13 protein-coding genes are annotated in these 16807 nt (G+C 68.8%); 3 read left to right on the top strand and 10 right to left on the bottom strand.

Annotation, left to right across the window (positions count from 1 at the left end):
• Positions 1-86: 86 nt before the first annotated feature.
• The 7 genes from IT359_10280 to IT359_10250 all read right to left on the bottom strand — a co-directional run bounded on the left by IT359_10280 (position 87) and on the right by IT359_10250 (position 9187).
• Complete coding sequence (locus IT359_10280; protein ID MCC6929364.1) at positions 87-1445, bottom strand: RagB/SusD family nutrient uptake outer membrane protein; 1359 nt, start codon at positions 1443-1445, stop codon at positions 87-89.
• 11 nt (positions 1446-1456) lie between these two features.
• Positions 1457-4504, bottom strand: a complete 3048-nt coding sequence (locus tag IT359_10275; protein ID MCC6929363.1) for a TonB-dependent receptor — start codon at positions 4502-4504, stop codon at positions 1457-1459.
• Positions 4505-4750: 246 nt separating this feature from the next.
• Positions 4751-5647, bottom strand: a complete 897-nt coding sequence (locus IT359_10270; protein MCC6929362.1) for a cyanophycinase — start codon at positions 5645-5647, stop codon at positions 4751-4753.
• Positions 5644-6471 (bottom strand): peptidase E, encoded by an 828-nt coding sequence (locus IT359_10265; GenBank protein ID MCC6929361.1) that lies wholly within the window; start codon positions 6469-6471, stop codon positions 5644-5646. The genes IT359_10270 and IT359_10265 overlap by 4 nt, the downstream gene beginning before the upstream one ends.
• A gap of 69 nt (positions 6472-6540) precedes the next feature.
• Positions 6541-7038 (bottom strand): MaoC family dehydratase, encoded by a 498-nt coding sequence (locus tag IT359_10260; protein ID MCC6929360.1) that lies wholly within the window; start codon positions 7036-7038, stop codon positions 6541-6543.
• Complete coding sequence (locus tag IT359_10255) at positions 7035-7970, bottom strand: CoA ester lyase (GenBank protein MCC6929359.1); 936 nt, start codon at positions 7968-7970, stop codon at positions 7035-7037. The genes IT359_10260 and IT359_10255 overlap by 4 nt, the downstream gene beginning before the upstream one ends.
• A 47-nt stretch (positions 7971-8017) precedes the next feature.
• Positions 8018-9187, bottom strand: coding sequence for an acyl-CoA/acyl-ACP dehydrogenase (locus tag IT359_10250; GenBank protein MCC6929358.1), 1170 nt, complete (start codon positions 9185-9187; stop codon positions 8018-8020).
• A gap of 236 nt (positions 9188-9423) precedes the next feature.
• On the opposite strand from IT359_10250, the gene IT359_10245 reads away from it, so the two are divergent.
• Both IT359_10245 and IT359_10240 read left to right on the top strand, forming a co-directional pair.
• A complete protein-coding gene (locus tag IT359_10245; GenBank protein ID MCC6929357.1) occupies positions 9424-9945 on the top strand; it encodes a MarR family transcriptional regulator in 522 nt (173 codons plus the stop codon).
• On the top strand, positions 9938-11740 hold the full coding sequence (locus tag IT359_10240; GenBank protein ID MCC6929356.1) for a chloride channel protein: 1803 nt from the start codon (positions 9938-9940) through the stop codon (positions 11738-11740). The genes IT359_10245 and IT359_10240 overlap by 8 nt, the downstream gene beginning before the upstream one ends.
• A 60-nt stretch (positions 11741-11800) precedes the next feature.
• Here IT359_10240 and IT359_10235 read toward each other — a convergent pair whose 3' ends face one another.
• The 3 genes from IT359_10235 to IT359_10225 all read right to left on the bottom strand — a co-directional run bounded on the left by IT359_10235 (position 11801) and on the right by IT359_10225 (position 15781).
• Positions 11801-12856 (bottom strand): multicopper oxidase domain-containing protein, encoded by a 1056-nt coding sequence (locus tag IT359_10235; GenBank protein ID MCC6929355.1) that lies wholly within the window; start codon positions 12854-12856, stop codon positions 11801-11803.
• Positions 12857-13031: 175 nt separating this feature from the next.
• On the bottom strand, positions 13032-15035 hold the full coding sequence (locus IT359_10230) for a hypothetical protein (GenBank protein MCC6929354.1): 2004 nt from the start codon (positions 15033-15035) through the stop codon (positions 13032-13034).
• Positions 15036-15109: 74 nt separating this feature from the next.
• Positions 15110-15781 carry a DUF305 domain-containing protein gene (locus IT359_10225; GenBank protein MCC6929353.1) on the bottom strand — a complete coding sequence of 224 codons (672 nt, stop codon included), beginning with the start codon at positions 15779-15781 and terminating at the stop codon, positions 15110-15112.
• 197 nt (positions 15782-15978) lie between these two features.
• Between IT359_10225 and IT359_10220 the strand changes: the two genes are divergently transcribed.
• Positions 15979-16764: a peptidylprolyl isomerase gene (locus IT359_10220; protein MCC6929352.1), complete on the top strand. Its 786-nt coding sequence runs from the start codon at positions 15979-15981 to the stop codon at positions 16762-16764.
• The last annotated feature ends 43 nt before the right edge of the window (positions 16765-16807 follow it).

The raw sequence follows: 16807 nt of genomic DNA, 5'->3' as shown, positions 1-16807 counted from the left end.
GTGGACAGTGGACGGCAGACGGTGGAAAGTGGTGAACCGCGCACCCCCAAACTCCCGTCTCCCGCCCCCCGTCCCCCGTCCGCCCCTCAGTACCCCGAGTTCTGAATGATCTTCGGCGCCACGTCGATCTCGTTCTGCGGAATCGGGAACAGCGTCCTGAACGACGGGATGTTGAGCACGGTCGCCGCACGCTGCGTGCGCACGAGGTCGGCCCAACGATCGCCCTCGAACGCCAGCTCGCGACGGCGCTCCAGCCACACCGCGTTGCGCACCTCGGTCTGCGACGAGACGTCGACTCCCAACTGATGCGGAGCCAGCCCCGCGCGGACGCGCAACTCGTTGTACGTCGTCACCGCGCCATCCAGATCGCCCAGCATGGCCTGCGCCTCGGCCTTGTTGAGCAGCACTTCGGCAAAGCGGATGACGTGCAGGTCCTCGGCCCCTTCCGTCGTGCGCCACTTGGCGCCAAAACGACGGTTGCGGCTGTCGCGCTGGATGCTCCACGACAGGCGCTCATCACCGCTCTCGTAGGCGTTGTTGAGCGACGCTGTCGGCGCAATCTCGTAGCGACCGCCGAGTGCCTTGGACAGGTAGTAGTACCCCGACAGGTTGTACTCGGTGGCGGTGAACGCCACGCGCCAGATGTCTTCCGGCGTTTCCGATTGCGGCTGGAAGAGCGACGAGAAGCTCGGCGCCAGTTCGAGCCCTTCGTCGATCACCTTGTCGGCCGCGGTGACCGTTGCCGCCCAGTTCCCCTGGTACAGCAGCACGCGCGACTTGATCGCCTCGGCGGCCACGTACGACGCCGAGGTGGTGCGGAAGTCGCTGCTCAGCAGCTGCGACGCCTGGTTGATGTCGGCCAGGATCTGCGTGTACACCTGGGCAACCGTGGCACGCTCGGTGTTGGCCAGTTCGTTGAGCGACACCGGCGGCGCGAGGCGAATCGGGACCGGCCCCCAGAGCTTCACGAGGTTGTGGTAGCTCAGCGCGCGAATCAGGTGCGCCTGCCCCACGATGTCCTTGCGTTCGTCGTCGCTGAGCTGCGTGACCGCGGGGATCTTGGCGATGAGCGTGTTGGCGCGCCCGATCGCGATGTAGATGGCGTCCCAGATCCCTTCCAGCGTGCTGTTGTCGGCGGCCGTCACCGCCTGGTCGACGTCGGCGAACGTGGTGAAGGTCCCCACGTGCGCCACGTCGTCGGAGGCGAGGTCGGTGATGAAGAGGAAGTCGCCGCCGTAGTACGACCCGTCCTGGAGCGCGTCATACGCACCAGCGAGCGCCGCGCGGGCGCTCGGCCCGTCGATGATGGCCTGCGTCTCCTCGACCTGCGTGGTCGGTTCGACAGTCAGCGTCTTGTCACACCCCGCCGCCACCGAGAGCAGCGCGGCCAGGAACGTGGGCGCCACGCGGCGCCGCAGGAGTGTCTGCATGATGTGTGTAGGCATCGTCGTCGTCCTCACCACGAACCGCGCAGGCCGAACGAGATCGTCCGGGCCAGCGGGTAGGCGTAGAAGTCGGTACCGAGCGAGATCGACGCGCTCGAGCCGTTGCTGTTGACGTCGGGGTTGAAGCCGGTGTAGTCGGTCCAGGTCACGAGGTTGCGCCCGGAGACGAAGAAGCGCGCTTCATCCAGGTTGAGCGTGCGTGCCAGCGACCGCGGGAGGCGGTAGCCCAGCGAGACTTCCTGCAGGCGGACGTACGACCCGTCCTCGACGAAGCGGCTCGACACGTCGCGCGCGCCGGACACGCCGTCGTAGCTCAGGCGCGGCTGCTCGGCGATGTCGCCCGGCTTCTGCCACCGCTTGACGTAGGAGTCCCTCAGCTTGTTGTCGAAGTAGTAGCCCCCGTCATCCGCAAAGATGCGGATCGCGTTGAAGACCTTGTTCCCCTGCGTGAACTGCACGAACGACCGCAGGTCGAACCCCTTCCAGTTGAGCGTGTTGGTCCAGCCGCCGAAGTACTTCGGGTGCGGCGACCCGACGATGGTGCGGTCGTCGGCGGTGATTTCGCCGTCGCCATTCACGTCATCGTAGATCGCGTCGCCGGTCTGCGGATCGACGCCTTTGAAGCGCAGCGTCTGGAAGGCGCCCAGCGGCTGCCCAACTTCGACGCGGTTCACGCTGCGGATACCGCTGTTGAACGGCTCGTCGCGATACAGCGCGGTGACCTCGTTCTTCATGAACGAGATGTTGAAGTCGGAATTCCAGCTGAAGCCGCCGGCGCGCGATTCGCGAATGGGCTCGGTGTTGAGCTGGAACTCCCAGCCGCGGTTCTCGATGTTGCCGATGTTGTCGTACACGCTCGTGAGGCCGCTCGTCGAGGTGATCGGGCGCAGCACGAGGAGGTCGTCGGTCTTCTTGCTGAAGTGGTCGGCGACGAGCCCGATGCGACCGGAGAACATCGAGAAGTCGAGGCCGATGTCGAACTCGCGCGTGGTTTCCCAGCGCAGGTCGGGGTTGGCCAGCGACGACGGCGCAATGCCCGGGGCGTCGGCGTAGTTGGCCTTGCCAAAGCGCGCCAGCGGGGCGAAGTCGTCCGGAATCCCCTGGTTCCCGGTCTCGCCGTAGCTCACGCGGAGCTTCAGGTCGCCGGCCTTCCTGATCGCCGACAGCCACGACTCGTCGGACAGCGACCAGCCGAACGACGCCGACGAGAAGGTGCCGTAGCGGTTGTTCTTGCCAAAGCGCGACGAGCCGTCGGTGCGCACGCTGGCGCTGGCGAAGTACCTGTCGCGCAGCGACCAGTTGGCACGGGAGAAGAACGAGGCGAGGTTGTTGTCGGTGCGCCCGCCGTCGTACGACGTCACCTTGCCGGCATTCCCCGGGTAGCGGAACTGCGTGCTCCCGAACCCTTCGCCCTGCAGGAAGTCGTTCTCGACGGAGTTGTACTCGACGCCGGAGCCACCAACCAGCGACAACTGGCCAAAGCGCTGCCCGGGGACGTCGAACTGCAGGAACGTCTCGGCCACATAGCGGCTCACCGTCGTGTTCCCCTGCTGCGCCACGCCATTGGCGCTGGCGGCATAGGTCCCGATGATGAGCGGCGAGTTCCAGCGCAGGTCGCGCAGGTTGAGCATGTCCACGCCCACGCGCCCGTTGAGGCGCAGGCGGTCGGTGAACGCGTACGACATCTCGGTGTTCCCCATCGCGCGCAGCGTGCGCGACTCGGCGTTGTCCAGCGCGCCGAGGGCAACGGGGTTCGTGTACTCGAGGCCGTCGTCGGTCGAGGTGAACGACCCATCGGCGTTGCGCACGCGCACGTTAGGCTGATTGGCCAGCGCGTTGGTGGCGACGCCGTCGATGGTGTTGTCGTTCTCGTTGCGCACGTTGGCCTCGCGCCCCAGCCCGATCGACGTCCGCACGCTCAGCTTGGAGTTAGGCGAGAAGTCGAGGTTGGCGCGGATGTTGGCGCGGCGGTACTGCGAGCCGAGGAGGATTCCCTTCTGGTTGAAGAAGGCGCCGGAGACGAAGTACGACACGCGCTCGCTCCCGCCGGTCATCCCCACCGAGAGATCATAGACGGGCGCCGTCTGCAGGACCGCCTCCTGCCAGTCGGTGTTGATCGTATCGTCGACACCGGCCACGAACGGGAGTTCGTCCTCGCCGTAGCCGTCGTTCCGGGCCGCCTCGTTGAAGTAGGCCACATACTCCTTGGCATTGAGCATGTTGACCTTCTTCGACAGGTCCTGCGATCCGTAGTAGCCGTTGAAGGTGATCTTGGGACGCCCCGCCTGGCCGCGCTTGGTGGTGATGAGCACGACACCGTTGGAGCCGCGCGAGCCGTAGATGGCCGAGGCCGACGCGTCCTTGAGGACGTCGATCGAGGCAATCTCGTCCGGGCTCAGCCCGCTCACGGCGCTTACGTCCTGCCCGCCCATCCCTAACTGCGAATAGCTTTCGCGCAGCATGGGGATGCCGTCGATGACGTACAGCGGCTGGTTCCCCGCCGAGAGCGACGACGAGCCGCGGACGCGAACCGAGATGCCGTTGCCGGGGTTGCCGGCATTCTGGATCACCTGCAGCCCGGCCGCCTTGCCCTGCAACGCGGCCTCGACGCTGGCAACCGGCATGTTGACCAGCTCCTCGCTGCGTACCGTGGTGACCGCGTTCGTCACCTCGCGGCGATTCGCCGTGCCGTAGCCGACCACGACCACCTGCGACAGGTTGAGCGCCGCGGCGCGAAGCGTGAAGTCGGCGACCGCGGTGTCGAGCGCCGCGATCGTGACCCCGCGCTGCGCCGGCCCAAAGCCCAGGCGCGTGGCGCGCACGGTGTAGTTTCCGGCCGGGACGCTGCGGATGACGTAACGGCCGTCAGCCCCCGTCACGCCTCCCAACGTCGACCCCGCCAGCACCACCTGCACCCCCTCGATAGGCCGTCGCGACGCAGAATCGACGACCGTTCCCCGGATGAACCCCGTCGCCTGCGCTGCGGCAGATGACGGGACTAGTGAAGTCGCCAGACACCCCGCGGCGACGAGCCATGCGGACCACACACGACGTCTCATTCGATTCCTCCCTAGATGGCCGCGCGGCGCCATGGCAGAGGATCCGTGGCGCTGCCTGCGCGGCGTTCCGTTCGTCACGCCCCGCGGACCGGACTACGGACGCGCAATCGCTTGCACGTCCAGCGATTCGACGCGCCGGCCGGGGGAAGCGAACATGTTGAGTAGATTCCCGCGCAGCCGCAATAGGTAGACGGCCCCCGGCCGCGCGCCCCTCGCCCTGCGGAGGCGTGGCCGCCGCGCGCCTCGTCAGCGACGCGGCGCGAGGTGTGCGCGCCCGGTCCCGGGTTCGAACCGGCTTCCCGAGGGGAGGACGTGCATCGTCACACCGCTCGCCCCCAGCGTGCCACCGGCCGTCACCTCGGCCCGGCGCGCGTCGTAGATCACCGCCACGCTCTCGCCCAGGACGCGCCAGCCGCCGCCCGCCTCGACCACGAGCGCCGTCGACTCGTCGATGCCGACGCCCAGATGCGGCGCGCGCTCCAGCACCAGCGAGATGAGGCGATTGTGACGCCGGCGCCGCACGAAGTGCTGGTCGATGATCGCGTTGGAGATCAGGGAAAAGCCGTCGGCCGTGACGACGTTGTCGCGCATGAGCACGCCAAACGCCAACGCCGTGTCCGGACGCACTCCACCCGGATGTCGCTCCTCGCCAGTGATCATCACCGCCGACATGACCGCCGCCCCTGCCGAAGTCCCGCCAACCACCGCGCCCTCGCGATAACGCTCGGCGATAGCCTGGGCCGTCGCCGACCCGGCGAGCGCGGCCGTCAACCGCGACTGGTCGCCCCCGCCAAACCAGATCCCGGTTGCCTGGCGCACGCGACGCACCACGGCACTGTCGTCGGCACCACCGCGATCGATCCAGATGTTCTCCGCGTCGACGCCCATGGCGCGCAAGGCGCGCGCCTTCTCCTCACCGCTGGATTGTCCGCTCGCACTCGCCATCGCGAAGACCACGACGCGAGCGCGCCCCGCCCCTCCCGCCAGCCGCACGAACTCCTCCACCAGCGCTTGCGGCTGCGGCCCTCCTCCCACGATGAACAGCGCCCCGCGCGGCGCACCGTCGCCCTGCGCGCCGAGCATGCGCGCAGGAGGTGCAACGGCAACCGCCAGCGCGAGGACGAGCGCCAGACGCCACTTCACGAAATCATCTCCGGCTCCATGACTTTCTCCACGACCTTTCCGCCCACGACGCTCACGTAGTACACCTTGGCCGCGGCTCGCGTGTGCACCACGCGCTTGACCTCGTTGTCCTCGAAGTAGATCCCCGCGTCGTTGTCGCACGCGTAGCCCGGCTTCATCTGCCCCGAGCCAATCAGCTTCTGGTACAGCGGGCGCCGCCCGGGCTCGGCGTCATAGTGCGGCGAGTGGCTCCCCTTGAGAAAGCCAAGGCACTGGACGATGGTGAGTTCCCTGGGGCGCGAATCCGTGGTTCCTTCCTCGAACCAGCATAACGAGCCAGCGCTGGCGCCACCGAGGACGATCCCGCGGTCCCACGCCTGCTTGAGCACGAGGTCGATCCCCTGCGCCTTCCAGATGGCCTGCTGGTTGAGCGTGTTGCCGCCGGAGCAGACGATGCCATCGGCCGAGAGGAGGACTTCTTCCCAGCTCTTGTCCTGCCGCGTGCTGGCGATGAACGACGCCTGATGGAACGGTTCGACGTTGAGCGGGGCGCACGACTCGTAGAAGGAGATGATCCCCTGCGGCGAGTCGGCGGAGGCGGTGGGGAGGAAGCAGATGCGCGGCCGCGCCTTTCCCGTCAGCTGCGCCATGTAGCGGATGAAGGCCGTGCGGTAGCCACCGCCCGCAATGAGGATCTTGCGCGTGGCGGCGCGCGGAGCGGCCGTGCGCTCAAGCTCACTCGCCATGCGATCGAGTGGACCGCTCGCGGCGCCGAGCCCGAGGCGTCCAGCCGCGGCTCCCAACGTCCCCAGTGCCGACGATGCGACGAAGTTTCTCCGGTTCATGCTCAGTTCCTCCGCTCGTACTCCGTTGACGTTGTCCCGCGAAGTGATACGTAACGTCCGGCGACAGCGTTAGGCCGCCGGCGTCGGATTGGGGCGCACCGGCGCATGTCCGCGCTTGTAGACGAGGATGGTGCGGCGGTAGGTGATGACGACCGTGCCGTCCTGCTTGAAGCCGGTGGTGCGCACCTCGACGATCCCCATCGTGGGGCGCGACGCCGACTCGCGCATCGCCAGCACCTCGCTCTGGGCGTAGATCGTGTCGCCCGCCACCACCGGCGCGGGGAGCCGCACCTCGTCCCATCCCAGGTTCACGGCATTGCGCGAGATGTCGCTCACCGAGAGCCCGACGACGAGCGCCAGGGTGAAGGTCGAGTTCATCAGCGGCTGGCCGAATTCGGTCTGCGCGGCGTAGTGCTTGTCGAAGTGGATGGGGTTCGTGTTGGCGGTGAGGAGGGTGAACCAGGTGTTGTCCACCTCGCTCACCGTGCGCCCCAGCGGGTGGCGCATCACCAGCCCCACGTGGAAGTCCTCGTAGCAGCGCCCGCCCTGTTCGCTCGAGCCGCTCATCGTCCACGCTCCTGGTCGGCGCGCGCGCGCGCCTCGGCGGCGCGGAGCGTCACCTGCGCCATGCGCAGGTTGGCCGCGTCGATCATGATCCCGCCGGATGCAACGGCGCCCACGCCCGCTCCCGCCGACGCCTCGTAGCGCGCCACCACCTCGCGCGCGCGTTGCACCTCCTGCTCGCCGGGCGAGAAGGCGGCGTTCACGACCGACAGTTGCAGCGGGTGGATGCACTGCTTGCCGTCGAAGCCCATGGCCCGCGCCACGCCGCAGGCGCGCCGCAGCGCTTCCTCGTCCTTGTAGCTGGCGACAGGGCCATCCATGCACCGCAACCCGTGGGCGCGTGCCGCCGCCACGATCCCGTGCATCACCGCGTGCCAGCGGTGCGCCCCGTAGGCGGCGTCGTGCTCGTCCTCGACACCAATGTTGCCCAGCGGCATCTGCATCGACGCCGCATAGTCGCCCATCCCGAAAATCAGCGCCTCCAGGCGCGGCGAGCTGGCCGCGATGGCCGCCAGGTGCACGAACCCCGACGCCGTCTCCACCTGCGCCTCGATCCCGATGCGATGCGGAATGCCGCATCGAGCCTCCACCTGCGTCAGCAGCCGGTCGAGGAACTGCACGTCGGCGGCCCCCCCCGCCTTGGGGAGCATGATCACGTCCAGGTGCGCCCCTCCCCCCTCCACCACCTCGATCACGTCGCGGTACGTGTACATCGTGTCGAGCGCGTTCACGCGCACCATGCGCGTGCGATGGCCGAAGTCGAGCGTCGTCAGCGCCTCCACCACCAGCGCGCGGCTCGCCTCCTTCTGGTCAGGCGCAACGGCGTCCTCCAGGTCCAGGCAGACGGCGTCGGCGTCGCTGCGCGCGGCCTTGGCAACCATGTCCGGGCGCGAGGCCGGGACAAACAACATGCTGCGGGCAAGTCGGGAAACCATCGGCGGCATTGGGGAGAGCGACTCCGTTGGCCCGTTGGGGCCAGGCGCTAGAAGGACCGAGGGAGCCCAAGCACGTGCTCCCCAAGATAGGACAGGATGAGGTTGGTCGAGATTGGCGCCACCTGGTAGAGGCGCGTCTCCCGGAACTTGCGCTCCACATCATACTCGGCGGCAAAGCCAAAGCCACCGTGCACCTGCAGGCACGTGTTCGCCGCCTCCCACGAGGCCTCGGCGGCCAGGAGCTTTGCCATGTTCGCCTCGGCGCCGCACGGTGCGCCGGCGTCGAACAGGCGCGCACCCTCGTAACGCATCAGGTCCGCCGCACGCACGCGGGCGTAGCCCTGCGCGATCGGGAACTGCACCCCCTGGTTCTGCCCGATGGGACGATCGAAGACGACGCGCTCCGCTGCATAACGACGCGCGCGATCGATGAACCAGTAGCCGTCGCCAATGCACTCGGCGGCAATCAGGATGCGCTCGGCGTTCATCCCGTCCAGGATGTAGCGAAAGCCCATCCCTTCCTCGCCAATGAGGTTCTCCGCAGGAACCTCGAAATCCTCGAAGAACAGTTCGTTCGTCTCGTGGTTCACCATGTTCTCGATGGGGCGAACGCGCAGCCCCCGCGACTCGGCGCCGCGCAGGTCGACCAGGAAGACCGAGAGCCCGTGCGACTTCGTCTTCACCTGCTCCAGCGGCGTGGTGCGCGCCAGGAGGAGCATGAGGTCCGAGTGCTGCACGCGCGAGATCCAGACCTTCTGCCCGTTCACCACGTAGCGGTCGCCGCGGCGCACCGCCGTGGTGCGCGTCCGTGTCGTGTCGGTGCCGGTGACCGGCTCGGTGACGGCAAACGATTGCAGGCGCAGCTCGCCAGCCGCAATCGCTGGCAGGTAGCGCGCCTTCTGGTCGTCAGAGCCGTGCCGCAGCACCGTCCCCATCGTGTACATCTGCGCGTGGCAGGCCCCGGAGTTGGCCCCCGAGCGGTTGATTTCCTCGAGAATGACCGAGGCCTCGGTGAGCGAGAGTCCCCCGCCGCCATACGTCTCGGGGATCAGCGCCGAGAGCCACCCCGCCGCGGTGAGCGCCCGGACAAAGGCTTCCGGATAATCGCCGTCGCGCTCGACCTGCTGCCAATAGCGCGAGTCGAACGGCTCGCACACCGCGCGGACGGCGGCGCGGATCTCGGCGTGCTGGTGGGCGAGCGGGTTGATGTCGGGCATGGGGCGATAACATCGCGCGCCGCGCCCGGCGGTGGGAGAGGGAGGCGCCGGGGGGTGGCGGGAGGACGAGCACCGCCCCGGGGCAAGGGCAGCGACATTATATCGGTACCGATGTATCTTGAGGCATGCCGATTTCCAGACGGTCCCCCCGCCGAAGCGGGCTTCCGGCCACCCGCCGCCCTGTCGCGACCGCCGCCGAGTCGCCGGCGCCCGATGAGCAAGCCGGTCGCCGCGCCATGGACGCGCTCCGCCGCCTCGTGCGCGTGTTGAGTGCGTCGGCGCGTACGACGGCGCGGGGGGCGAGCATCAGCGGCGCCCAGCTCTTCCTGCTGCGGCAGATCGCCGCCGCTCCCGGCCTCTCCATCAGCGAACTGGCCGCCCGCACCCTGGCGGGGCAGAGCACCATCTCCGAGGTGATGGCTCGGCTGGTCGAGCGTCGCCTCGTGGTGCGCGCGACCCACGCGGACGACGCGCGGCGCAGCGCGCTGACGCTCACGCGCACCGGGCGCGCTCTCGTGGCGCGGCACTCCGCCACCGCCCAGGAGCGGCTGCTCCTGGGGCTGGCGGCGATGACCGACGCCGAGCGGTGGGCGGTGGCCGGGGCGCTGGAGCAGTGGTTGGAACGGGCGGGCTACGGTGACGTCCCCGCCGCGATGTTCTTCGAGGCGGACGGGAGGGCGCCACTGGCAGACAGGCGCGAGGACTCCCGGCCACGGAAACGGCGCCTTGCATCTGGCGGAGGGGGCGGGAATGACTGAGGAGTGGCGCACGCCGCCCGCCTACGAGCCGGTGCGCGGCCGCACGGTCTGGCTCTCGTGCCTGGCCCTCGTGCTCGCGGTGGCGGCGGCGGTGGCGGCTCAGGGGCTGACGGCCATCATCGCCCTCGTCACCAACGCCGCCTTCTACGGCCGCCTCTCGACCGCCTTCGTTGCGCCTGGCGGCGGCACGCATCGCCCGCTCGTCCTCCTCCTCACCCCGATGGCCGGGGCACTCGCCGTCGGGCTCATGGCGCGGTACGGGTCGAGCGCCATCCGCGGGCACGGCATTCCCGAGGTGATGGAGAAGGTGCTGTTCGGCGAGAGTCGTATCTCGGCGCGCGTCCTCTTCCTCAAGCCGCTGTCGGCCGCCATCGCCATCGGGACGGGAGGGCCGTTCGGCGCCGAGGGGCCGATCATTGCAACTGGCGGCGCCCTGGGGTCGCTCGCCGGTCAGTTCCTCCACGTCACCGCCGACGAGCGCAAGGTGCTTCTGGCCGCGGGGGCCGCCGCCGGGATGTCCGCCACCTTCGGGAGCCCCGTCAGCGCCGTCCTCCTCGCCGTGGAACTCCTGCTGTTCGAGTACCGTCCGCGGTCGATCATTCCCGTCGCGCTGGCCTCCGCCACCGCCACCGCGGTGCGCATCGCCTTTGTCGGTGCCGCTCCCGCCTTCCCCATCCCGCTGCTGGCCCAACCGCGCGGCAGCGCGCTCGCCGTCTACACCCTGCTGGGGCTCATCATGGGGGTCGTGGCCGCGGGGATCACGCGCGCCTCCTATGCCATCGAGGACGGCTACGAACGGCTTGGCCACCGCTTCGGCGTGCACTGGATGTGGTGGCCCATTGCCGGAGCGCTCGTCGTCGGGGTGGTGGGGCTCGTCGAGCCGCGCACGCTCGGCGTGGGCTATGACAACATCGTCGCAGCGCTCGCCGGGTCGCTGACGGGACGCGCGTTGCTCCTCCTGGCCATCCTCAAGTTCATCTCGTGGTCGTGCTACCTCGGGAGCGGGACGTCCGGCGGGACGCTGGCCCCGCTGTTCACGATCGGGAGCGGCATCGGCGCCACGGCGGGAGCGGCGATCGCATCCGTGGCGCCGGCGCTGGGCGTGGACGCGCGCATCGCCGGTCTCGTGGGCATGGCCGCCATCTTCGCTGGCGCGTCGCACGCCCTCCTGGCGTCCATCGTCTTCGCCTTCGAGACCACGCGTCAACCCGTCGGGCTCCTCCCGCTCCTGGGCGCCTGCACCGCCGCCTACCTGTCGTCGCTCCTCGTGAGCCGCAACTCGATCATGACGGAGAAGCTCGCCCGGCGCGGGGTGAGCGTGCAGACCGAGTACGCCGTGGACCACCTGTCGCAGGTGCGCGTGGGCGACGTGGCAACGCGCGCCGTCGTCACGTTGCCGGCGGAGGAGACGCTGGCCAGCGTGCGCGCGCGGCTGGCGGCGGGGGGCGACGGCGCGACGCACCAGGGGTTCCCGGTCGTCGACGCCAGCGGTGCCCTGGTGGGCGTGGTGACGCGGCGCGACCTCGTCGACGTTGCGTCTGGCGACGCCCTGGCTGTCCGCCAGGTGGTGCGCCGCGCACCGGTGGTCGTGCACGAGGACAACACGTTGCGCGACGTCGCTGACGTGATGGTGCTCGAGCACGTGGGGCGCGTGCCGGTGATTGCCAGCGACGGTTCGCGCCGCGTGGTGGGGATCGTCTCGCGCAGCGACCTCCTGGCGGCCCATGCCCCGCGGCTGCGGGCCGCGCACCGCGTAGCACGCAGCCGCCGCGTCTGGACGTTCGGTTCGCGTTAGGCGGTCAGCTCGCAATCGGCGTGACGGCGCCGCAGGGTCGAGACGTCGCACACGACGCAGTCACTCGGCCAGCAGCACCCCCACCGCCCCCTTGGTCGCATCGGCAAACGCGTGGGTGACGAACGGGTACTCCCCGGGCTGCTTGAGGCGGATCTCGAAGATCGATCCGCCTCCGACCGGAACCGCCACCGTCTGCACCCCCTCCAGCGGGGAGCGCTGCGAGCCATCCACGAAGACGCGTTCGAAGATCCCTCCAACGACGTGGAACGACGAGAAGCGGTTGGGACCTGCATTCACGAGGTAGATGCGCACCAGATCGTTCACCTTGACCCGGATGGGGTGCGTGGCGTACTGCGCGGCGCGCCCGTTGAACGTCACGTAGTCTGGCGCCAGCCCCAGCAGGCGATCCCACGCCAGCGACCGGGGACCGGTGGGATTGGCCGTCATGTAGAACTCGCTCTGCACGAAGACCAGTTCCTTCGCCGCGCGTCGCAGCCCCGGCGGGTCCACGATCAGCGCTCCGTACATGCCGTTCGCGATGTGTGCGGCCACCGGTGCGGTGCCGCAGTGGTACATGAAGGCGCCCGCTACCTCGGCCGTGAACCGATAGTGGATCGAGTCGCCCGGGAGGATGTTCACGTAGTACTTGCTGGGCGCGATCTGCGCGGCGTGGAAGTCCATGCTGTGCGCGATGCTCCCGCGGTTGACGAGGGTGAACTCGATCTCGTCGCCCTGCGTCACGCGCACCACCGGCCCCGGGACGCGCGACTGGAAGGTCCACGCGCGGTATTGCACCGACGGCGCGACCGCGATGATGGTGTCGACGATCTCGAAGCGCACGCGATGCAGGCGATCCGTCGAGCGCGGCGGAACGACGGGGTCCACGGGTGCCGAGTCAGCCGCCGTTCCCACCGGCGCCTCTCCATGCGAGATGTTCGCGGGAATGCGCGTAGGCGCCTGCGATGCGGACGACGCCGGTGACGTCGTCGATGACGGTGGCAACCCCGACGGCGTGCGCTCCTCGCCACGCTTCCCGCCCGGCGACTGCTGGCACGCAGCCATGGAGATGACCGCAATGAGCGCGGTCGCGACGAGCGCGAGATTCGGGCGGGACATGGCGTGCTCCGGGGCGAGGGGACGGACGACACGGCGCCATTGATACTTGCATATGCAACAACGTGACGCAAGCGTACGCGGCGCGCCCCTCACGCCCGACGGCCGGGCAAACGCACGTCGGGCGCGACGGCTCATCCCGTCGCGCCCGACTCGTTGTTCCGCTGACGGCGATGCCTTACGACACCGTCGCGTGCTGCAGGTCCTGCACCGCCTTGAGCAGAAGCTTGGCCCGGTTAGGGTCGCACGACGAACGGGCGTCGCTCTCCAACTGCCCGGCCAGCGTCCCCAACTGTGAGGAGCGTTGCATCGGTGCCGCCTTCTCCGCGTTCGAGAGCGCGGTGCGCACCTCGCTGATGCGAGCGGTCGAGAGGCACTTGTTGCGCTCGAGCTGGTCGACAAAGGCGCGGGCCAGGGCAAAGCTCGGCGGCCACGCAATCAGCGGCTGCCCCTGCGCATTGAGGTGCGTCCACTTCACCGTCTTGGCCGCGTCGATTTCGTTCTGCGAGATGTATTGCGACGGCACCAGGTCGGCGACGTCCATGCCGCGCGCAATCTCCGAACTCACGATCGAGCCGTTGTACCAGTACACCGACCACGACCCGCCCATGCGCATCTGCGTCGAATCGACGGGGCCGCGGTCGAAGTAGGCGATCTCCTTCGGGTTCTTGGCATCGGTCCAGTCGAAGACCGAGATCCCGCCCTGGTACCACGCCTGCACCATCACGTCGCGCCCGGGAATCGGGATGAGCGAGCCGTTGTGCGCCACGCAGTTCTCGGCCGAGGTCTGGATGGTCGGGATCTTGTAGTACGACTGGAACTTGAGCTTGCGATTCTCGATGGTGAAGATCGCGTCCGAGCCCCACTCCGCCTTGTCGGTGGCGCGGCACTTCGGGGCGCCGCCGCCGCCCCACTCGTCCGAAAAGAGAAGCTTGGTCCCGTCGTTGTTGAAGGTGGCCGAGTGCCAATAGGCAAAGTTCGAGTCGGCCACGGCGTCGAGACGCACGGGATGCACGGGGTCGGAGATGTCGAGCAGCAGGCCGTGCCCTTCGCAGGCACCGCCGGCCAGCCCTAACGCCGGATAGACGGTGATGTCGTGGCACTGCCGCCCCGGGTTGATCGGCGAACCGGGCTGCGGCGCCGAGCCGAACATGTGGTTCACGATCCCCTGCAGCCCGCTGCGCAGCGCCGCCGAGTCGGCGGCCGTGGGGGCACCGCTCCCGCCGCGCGCCTTCACGATGCTGTCCAGCTGCACCTTGATGAACTGCCCGCCCAGCACCATCTCCTGCCCCGACGACGGGACCTTGGCCGTGAAGCCACCCTTGGCGCGCGCCTCGGCGGCCGCCTTGGACGCCGCCGCGAGGTCTTCCTCACCCGGTGCGTGCGTGGGCGTGTAGGTCAGCCCGCTGAAGATGTCGGCGGCGTTGACCACTTCGGAACGCTCGGGCGCCGCCAGCGGAACCTTGATGATCTCGATCTTGAGCAACGCCGAGTTGGACTCCTTGTCCGGCGTCTCGCGCTTGCAGCGCGACAACTCGTTAGGGGAGCGCACGCCGGCCGAACCGGAGACGTAGATGTAGATGTTCTCCGGGTCCTTCGGGCTCTCGACTACCGTGTGCGTGTGCGAGCCGCGGCACGTCTGGACGTTGGCCACGAGCTTCGGCGTCTTGATGTCGCTGATGTCGAAGACGCGCACGCCGCGGAAGCGCTGCGCGCTCACCGTGTCGGCCACGCCGCCCGGCATGCAGTCCACTCGCCCGTTGTTGGCCTCAGCCGACATGAACATGAGGTTCTTGTAGACCGAGACGTCGTTCTGCGAGGCGGGGCACGGGTACGCCGTGACCAGTTGCGGGCGCGCCGGGTTGCTGATGTCCCAGATCACCGGCCCGTTGTAGTTCCCCTGGATCACGTAGTTCCCCGTGAACGCGAGGTCGGAGTTGGTGATGCCGAGGAAGCCCTCGGGGGAGACGGCCTTGGAGACGACCTTGAGGTTGGAGACCGCTTCGCCGGCATCCATGAGGCCGGCCTTGAGGCCGACGCGCGAGTCCAGGCGCGGATCGCGAACCGGCTCCGGCGTGGTCGCGGGCGGGTTGCTTGCGCACGACGCCATGGCGACGAGCGCCGCGGCGAGCACGAAGCGGGAGGTGAGGCGGGGAGCGTGCATTCGGGGCTTCTCTCTCATGAGGGGGTTGGTGAGCGAATGGGACGAAGCGAACCGTTGCGTGGTGGCCGCGCGGGCGCGGCCGACTGACTAACTCAGGGAAGTTCCAGGAGCATCTGCAGCATGCGGCGAATCTCTGTCGACTGGTCGACCTCGACGTCGGCGGCGAACTTGAAGACGGTCTCGTCCTGGCCGGCGCCGCGCGCGGCGAAGAGTTCCTTCACCATGGTCACGGCACCGCGGTGGTGCTGGATCATGAAGGTCAGGAACAGGCGGTCGAACTCGGTGCCGCGGGCCGCGTCGAGCTGCTTGAGCTGCTCATCGGTGAGCATCCCCGGCATCATCGGCGACGCGCCGTGCTGCATGCCGGCGTGCTGCATTCCCGCATGCGACATCCCGGTACCGAGCGTGTCGGCGGCCGGGGGGAGCTGGTTGCGATCGCGCAGCCAGCCCTGCATGAGGTTGATCTCGTCGCGCTGCGCGTTGATGATGCGCTCGGTGAGGCGGATGATGGATGGTGACCCCCCATGCGAGGGGGCCCACTTGGAGATCTGGATCGCCTGCGCGTGGTGGTGAATCATCCCCGACATGAAGTCGATGTCGGCCTTGGTGTAGGGGTAGCGCAGCGAGTCGGCGCGCGCCCGCTCCTTGGCAGCCTCGGGTCCCATGCGGGACAGGGCTGCCGTCTGCGGATGCTGGCGGCTGCACGCGGCGAGGTTCACCGCGGCGAGTGCGCCGAGTGCCATGAGGACGGCGGGTGCTTTCATCGGGCTGGGGACGTGCGTTCGCAACAGACGCCGGAACGCCGGTTCGAGCGTCGAACCGGAGATCGGGGGAAGCGGCAAATCTCGGACGCGGAGCGCCCGGAGGCGAGGGGGGAGTGATGAATCGTCCGTGAAGTTCTCGCGCTCCGGCGGCGACTCCCGCCTTGCGACGTGCGCGGCGCGATCGCTACTTCGGAGCCATGTCGAATCCCCGCGCACGGTTACTCTCCATCGTCCTCCTCCTGTCGACGACGGCGGCGCTCTCGCTCGCCCCGGCGGCGGCGATGGCCCAGTCCGCCTCGCCGGGGACGACCGGTCCGCAGGCTAAGGCGGCGCTCGAGCTTCCCGCGCCGCTCACGCCGGCGCAGCGGCGCACCGTCCTCATGACGCCCAGCCACGCGCACTGGCGCACACACGCCCCCGACACCGTGGCCCTGGAGATGGAGACGTCGAAGGGGACGCTAACGCTCGAGCTGATTCGTGAGTGGGCACCGCACGGCGTGGACCGCTTCTACAACCTGGTGCGCGCCGGCTTCTACGACGACACGCGTTTCTATCGCGTCCTTCCGTTCTACATCGCGCAGTTCGGGCAGCCGGCCTCCCCCGCGGTGGGCGCGCTCTGGCGCGAGCGCAAGATCCCGCGCGACTCGGTGCGGGCGCATAACGAGCGCGGGACCATCACCTACGCGCAGTTCAACCCGCGCGACCGCTCCACCACGCTCTTCATCAACCTCAACGACAACTTCGGTCTCGACTCGCTCCGCTTTGCCCCCATTGGGCGCGTGACCGCGGGGATGGAGTTCGCCGACCAGCTCTACGCCGGCTACGGCGAGATGCCGTCGTCGCCGGCGCCAATGGGGAACCCGCGCCGCTTCTACGGCGAGTCGAACCGCTTCCTGGACCAGGAGTATCCCAAGCTCGACCGCATCATCTCGATCAAGGTGAGAGCGCCGGCCGCGGCGCCCCCGGCGCCTCCACAGCCGTGACGCGTTAGGCGCCGGCGCGCTGGCGCCATGTGGAGGCGCCGCG

The sequence above is a fragment of the Gemmatimonadaceae bacterium genome (assembly GCA_020852815.1).
Classification (GTDB): domain Bacteria; phylum Gemmatimonadota; class Gemmatimonadetes; order Gemmatimonadales; family Gemmatimonadaceae; genus SCN-70-22.
This window is presented reverse-complemented; position numbering and strand designations above follow the sequence as displayed.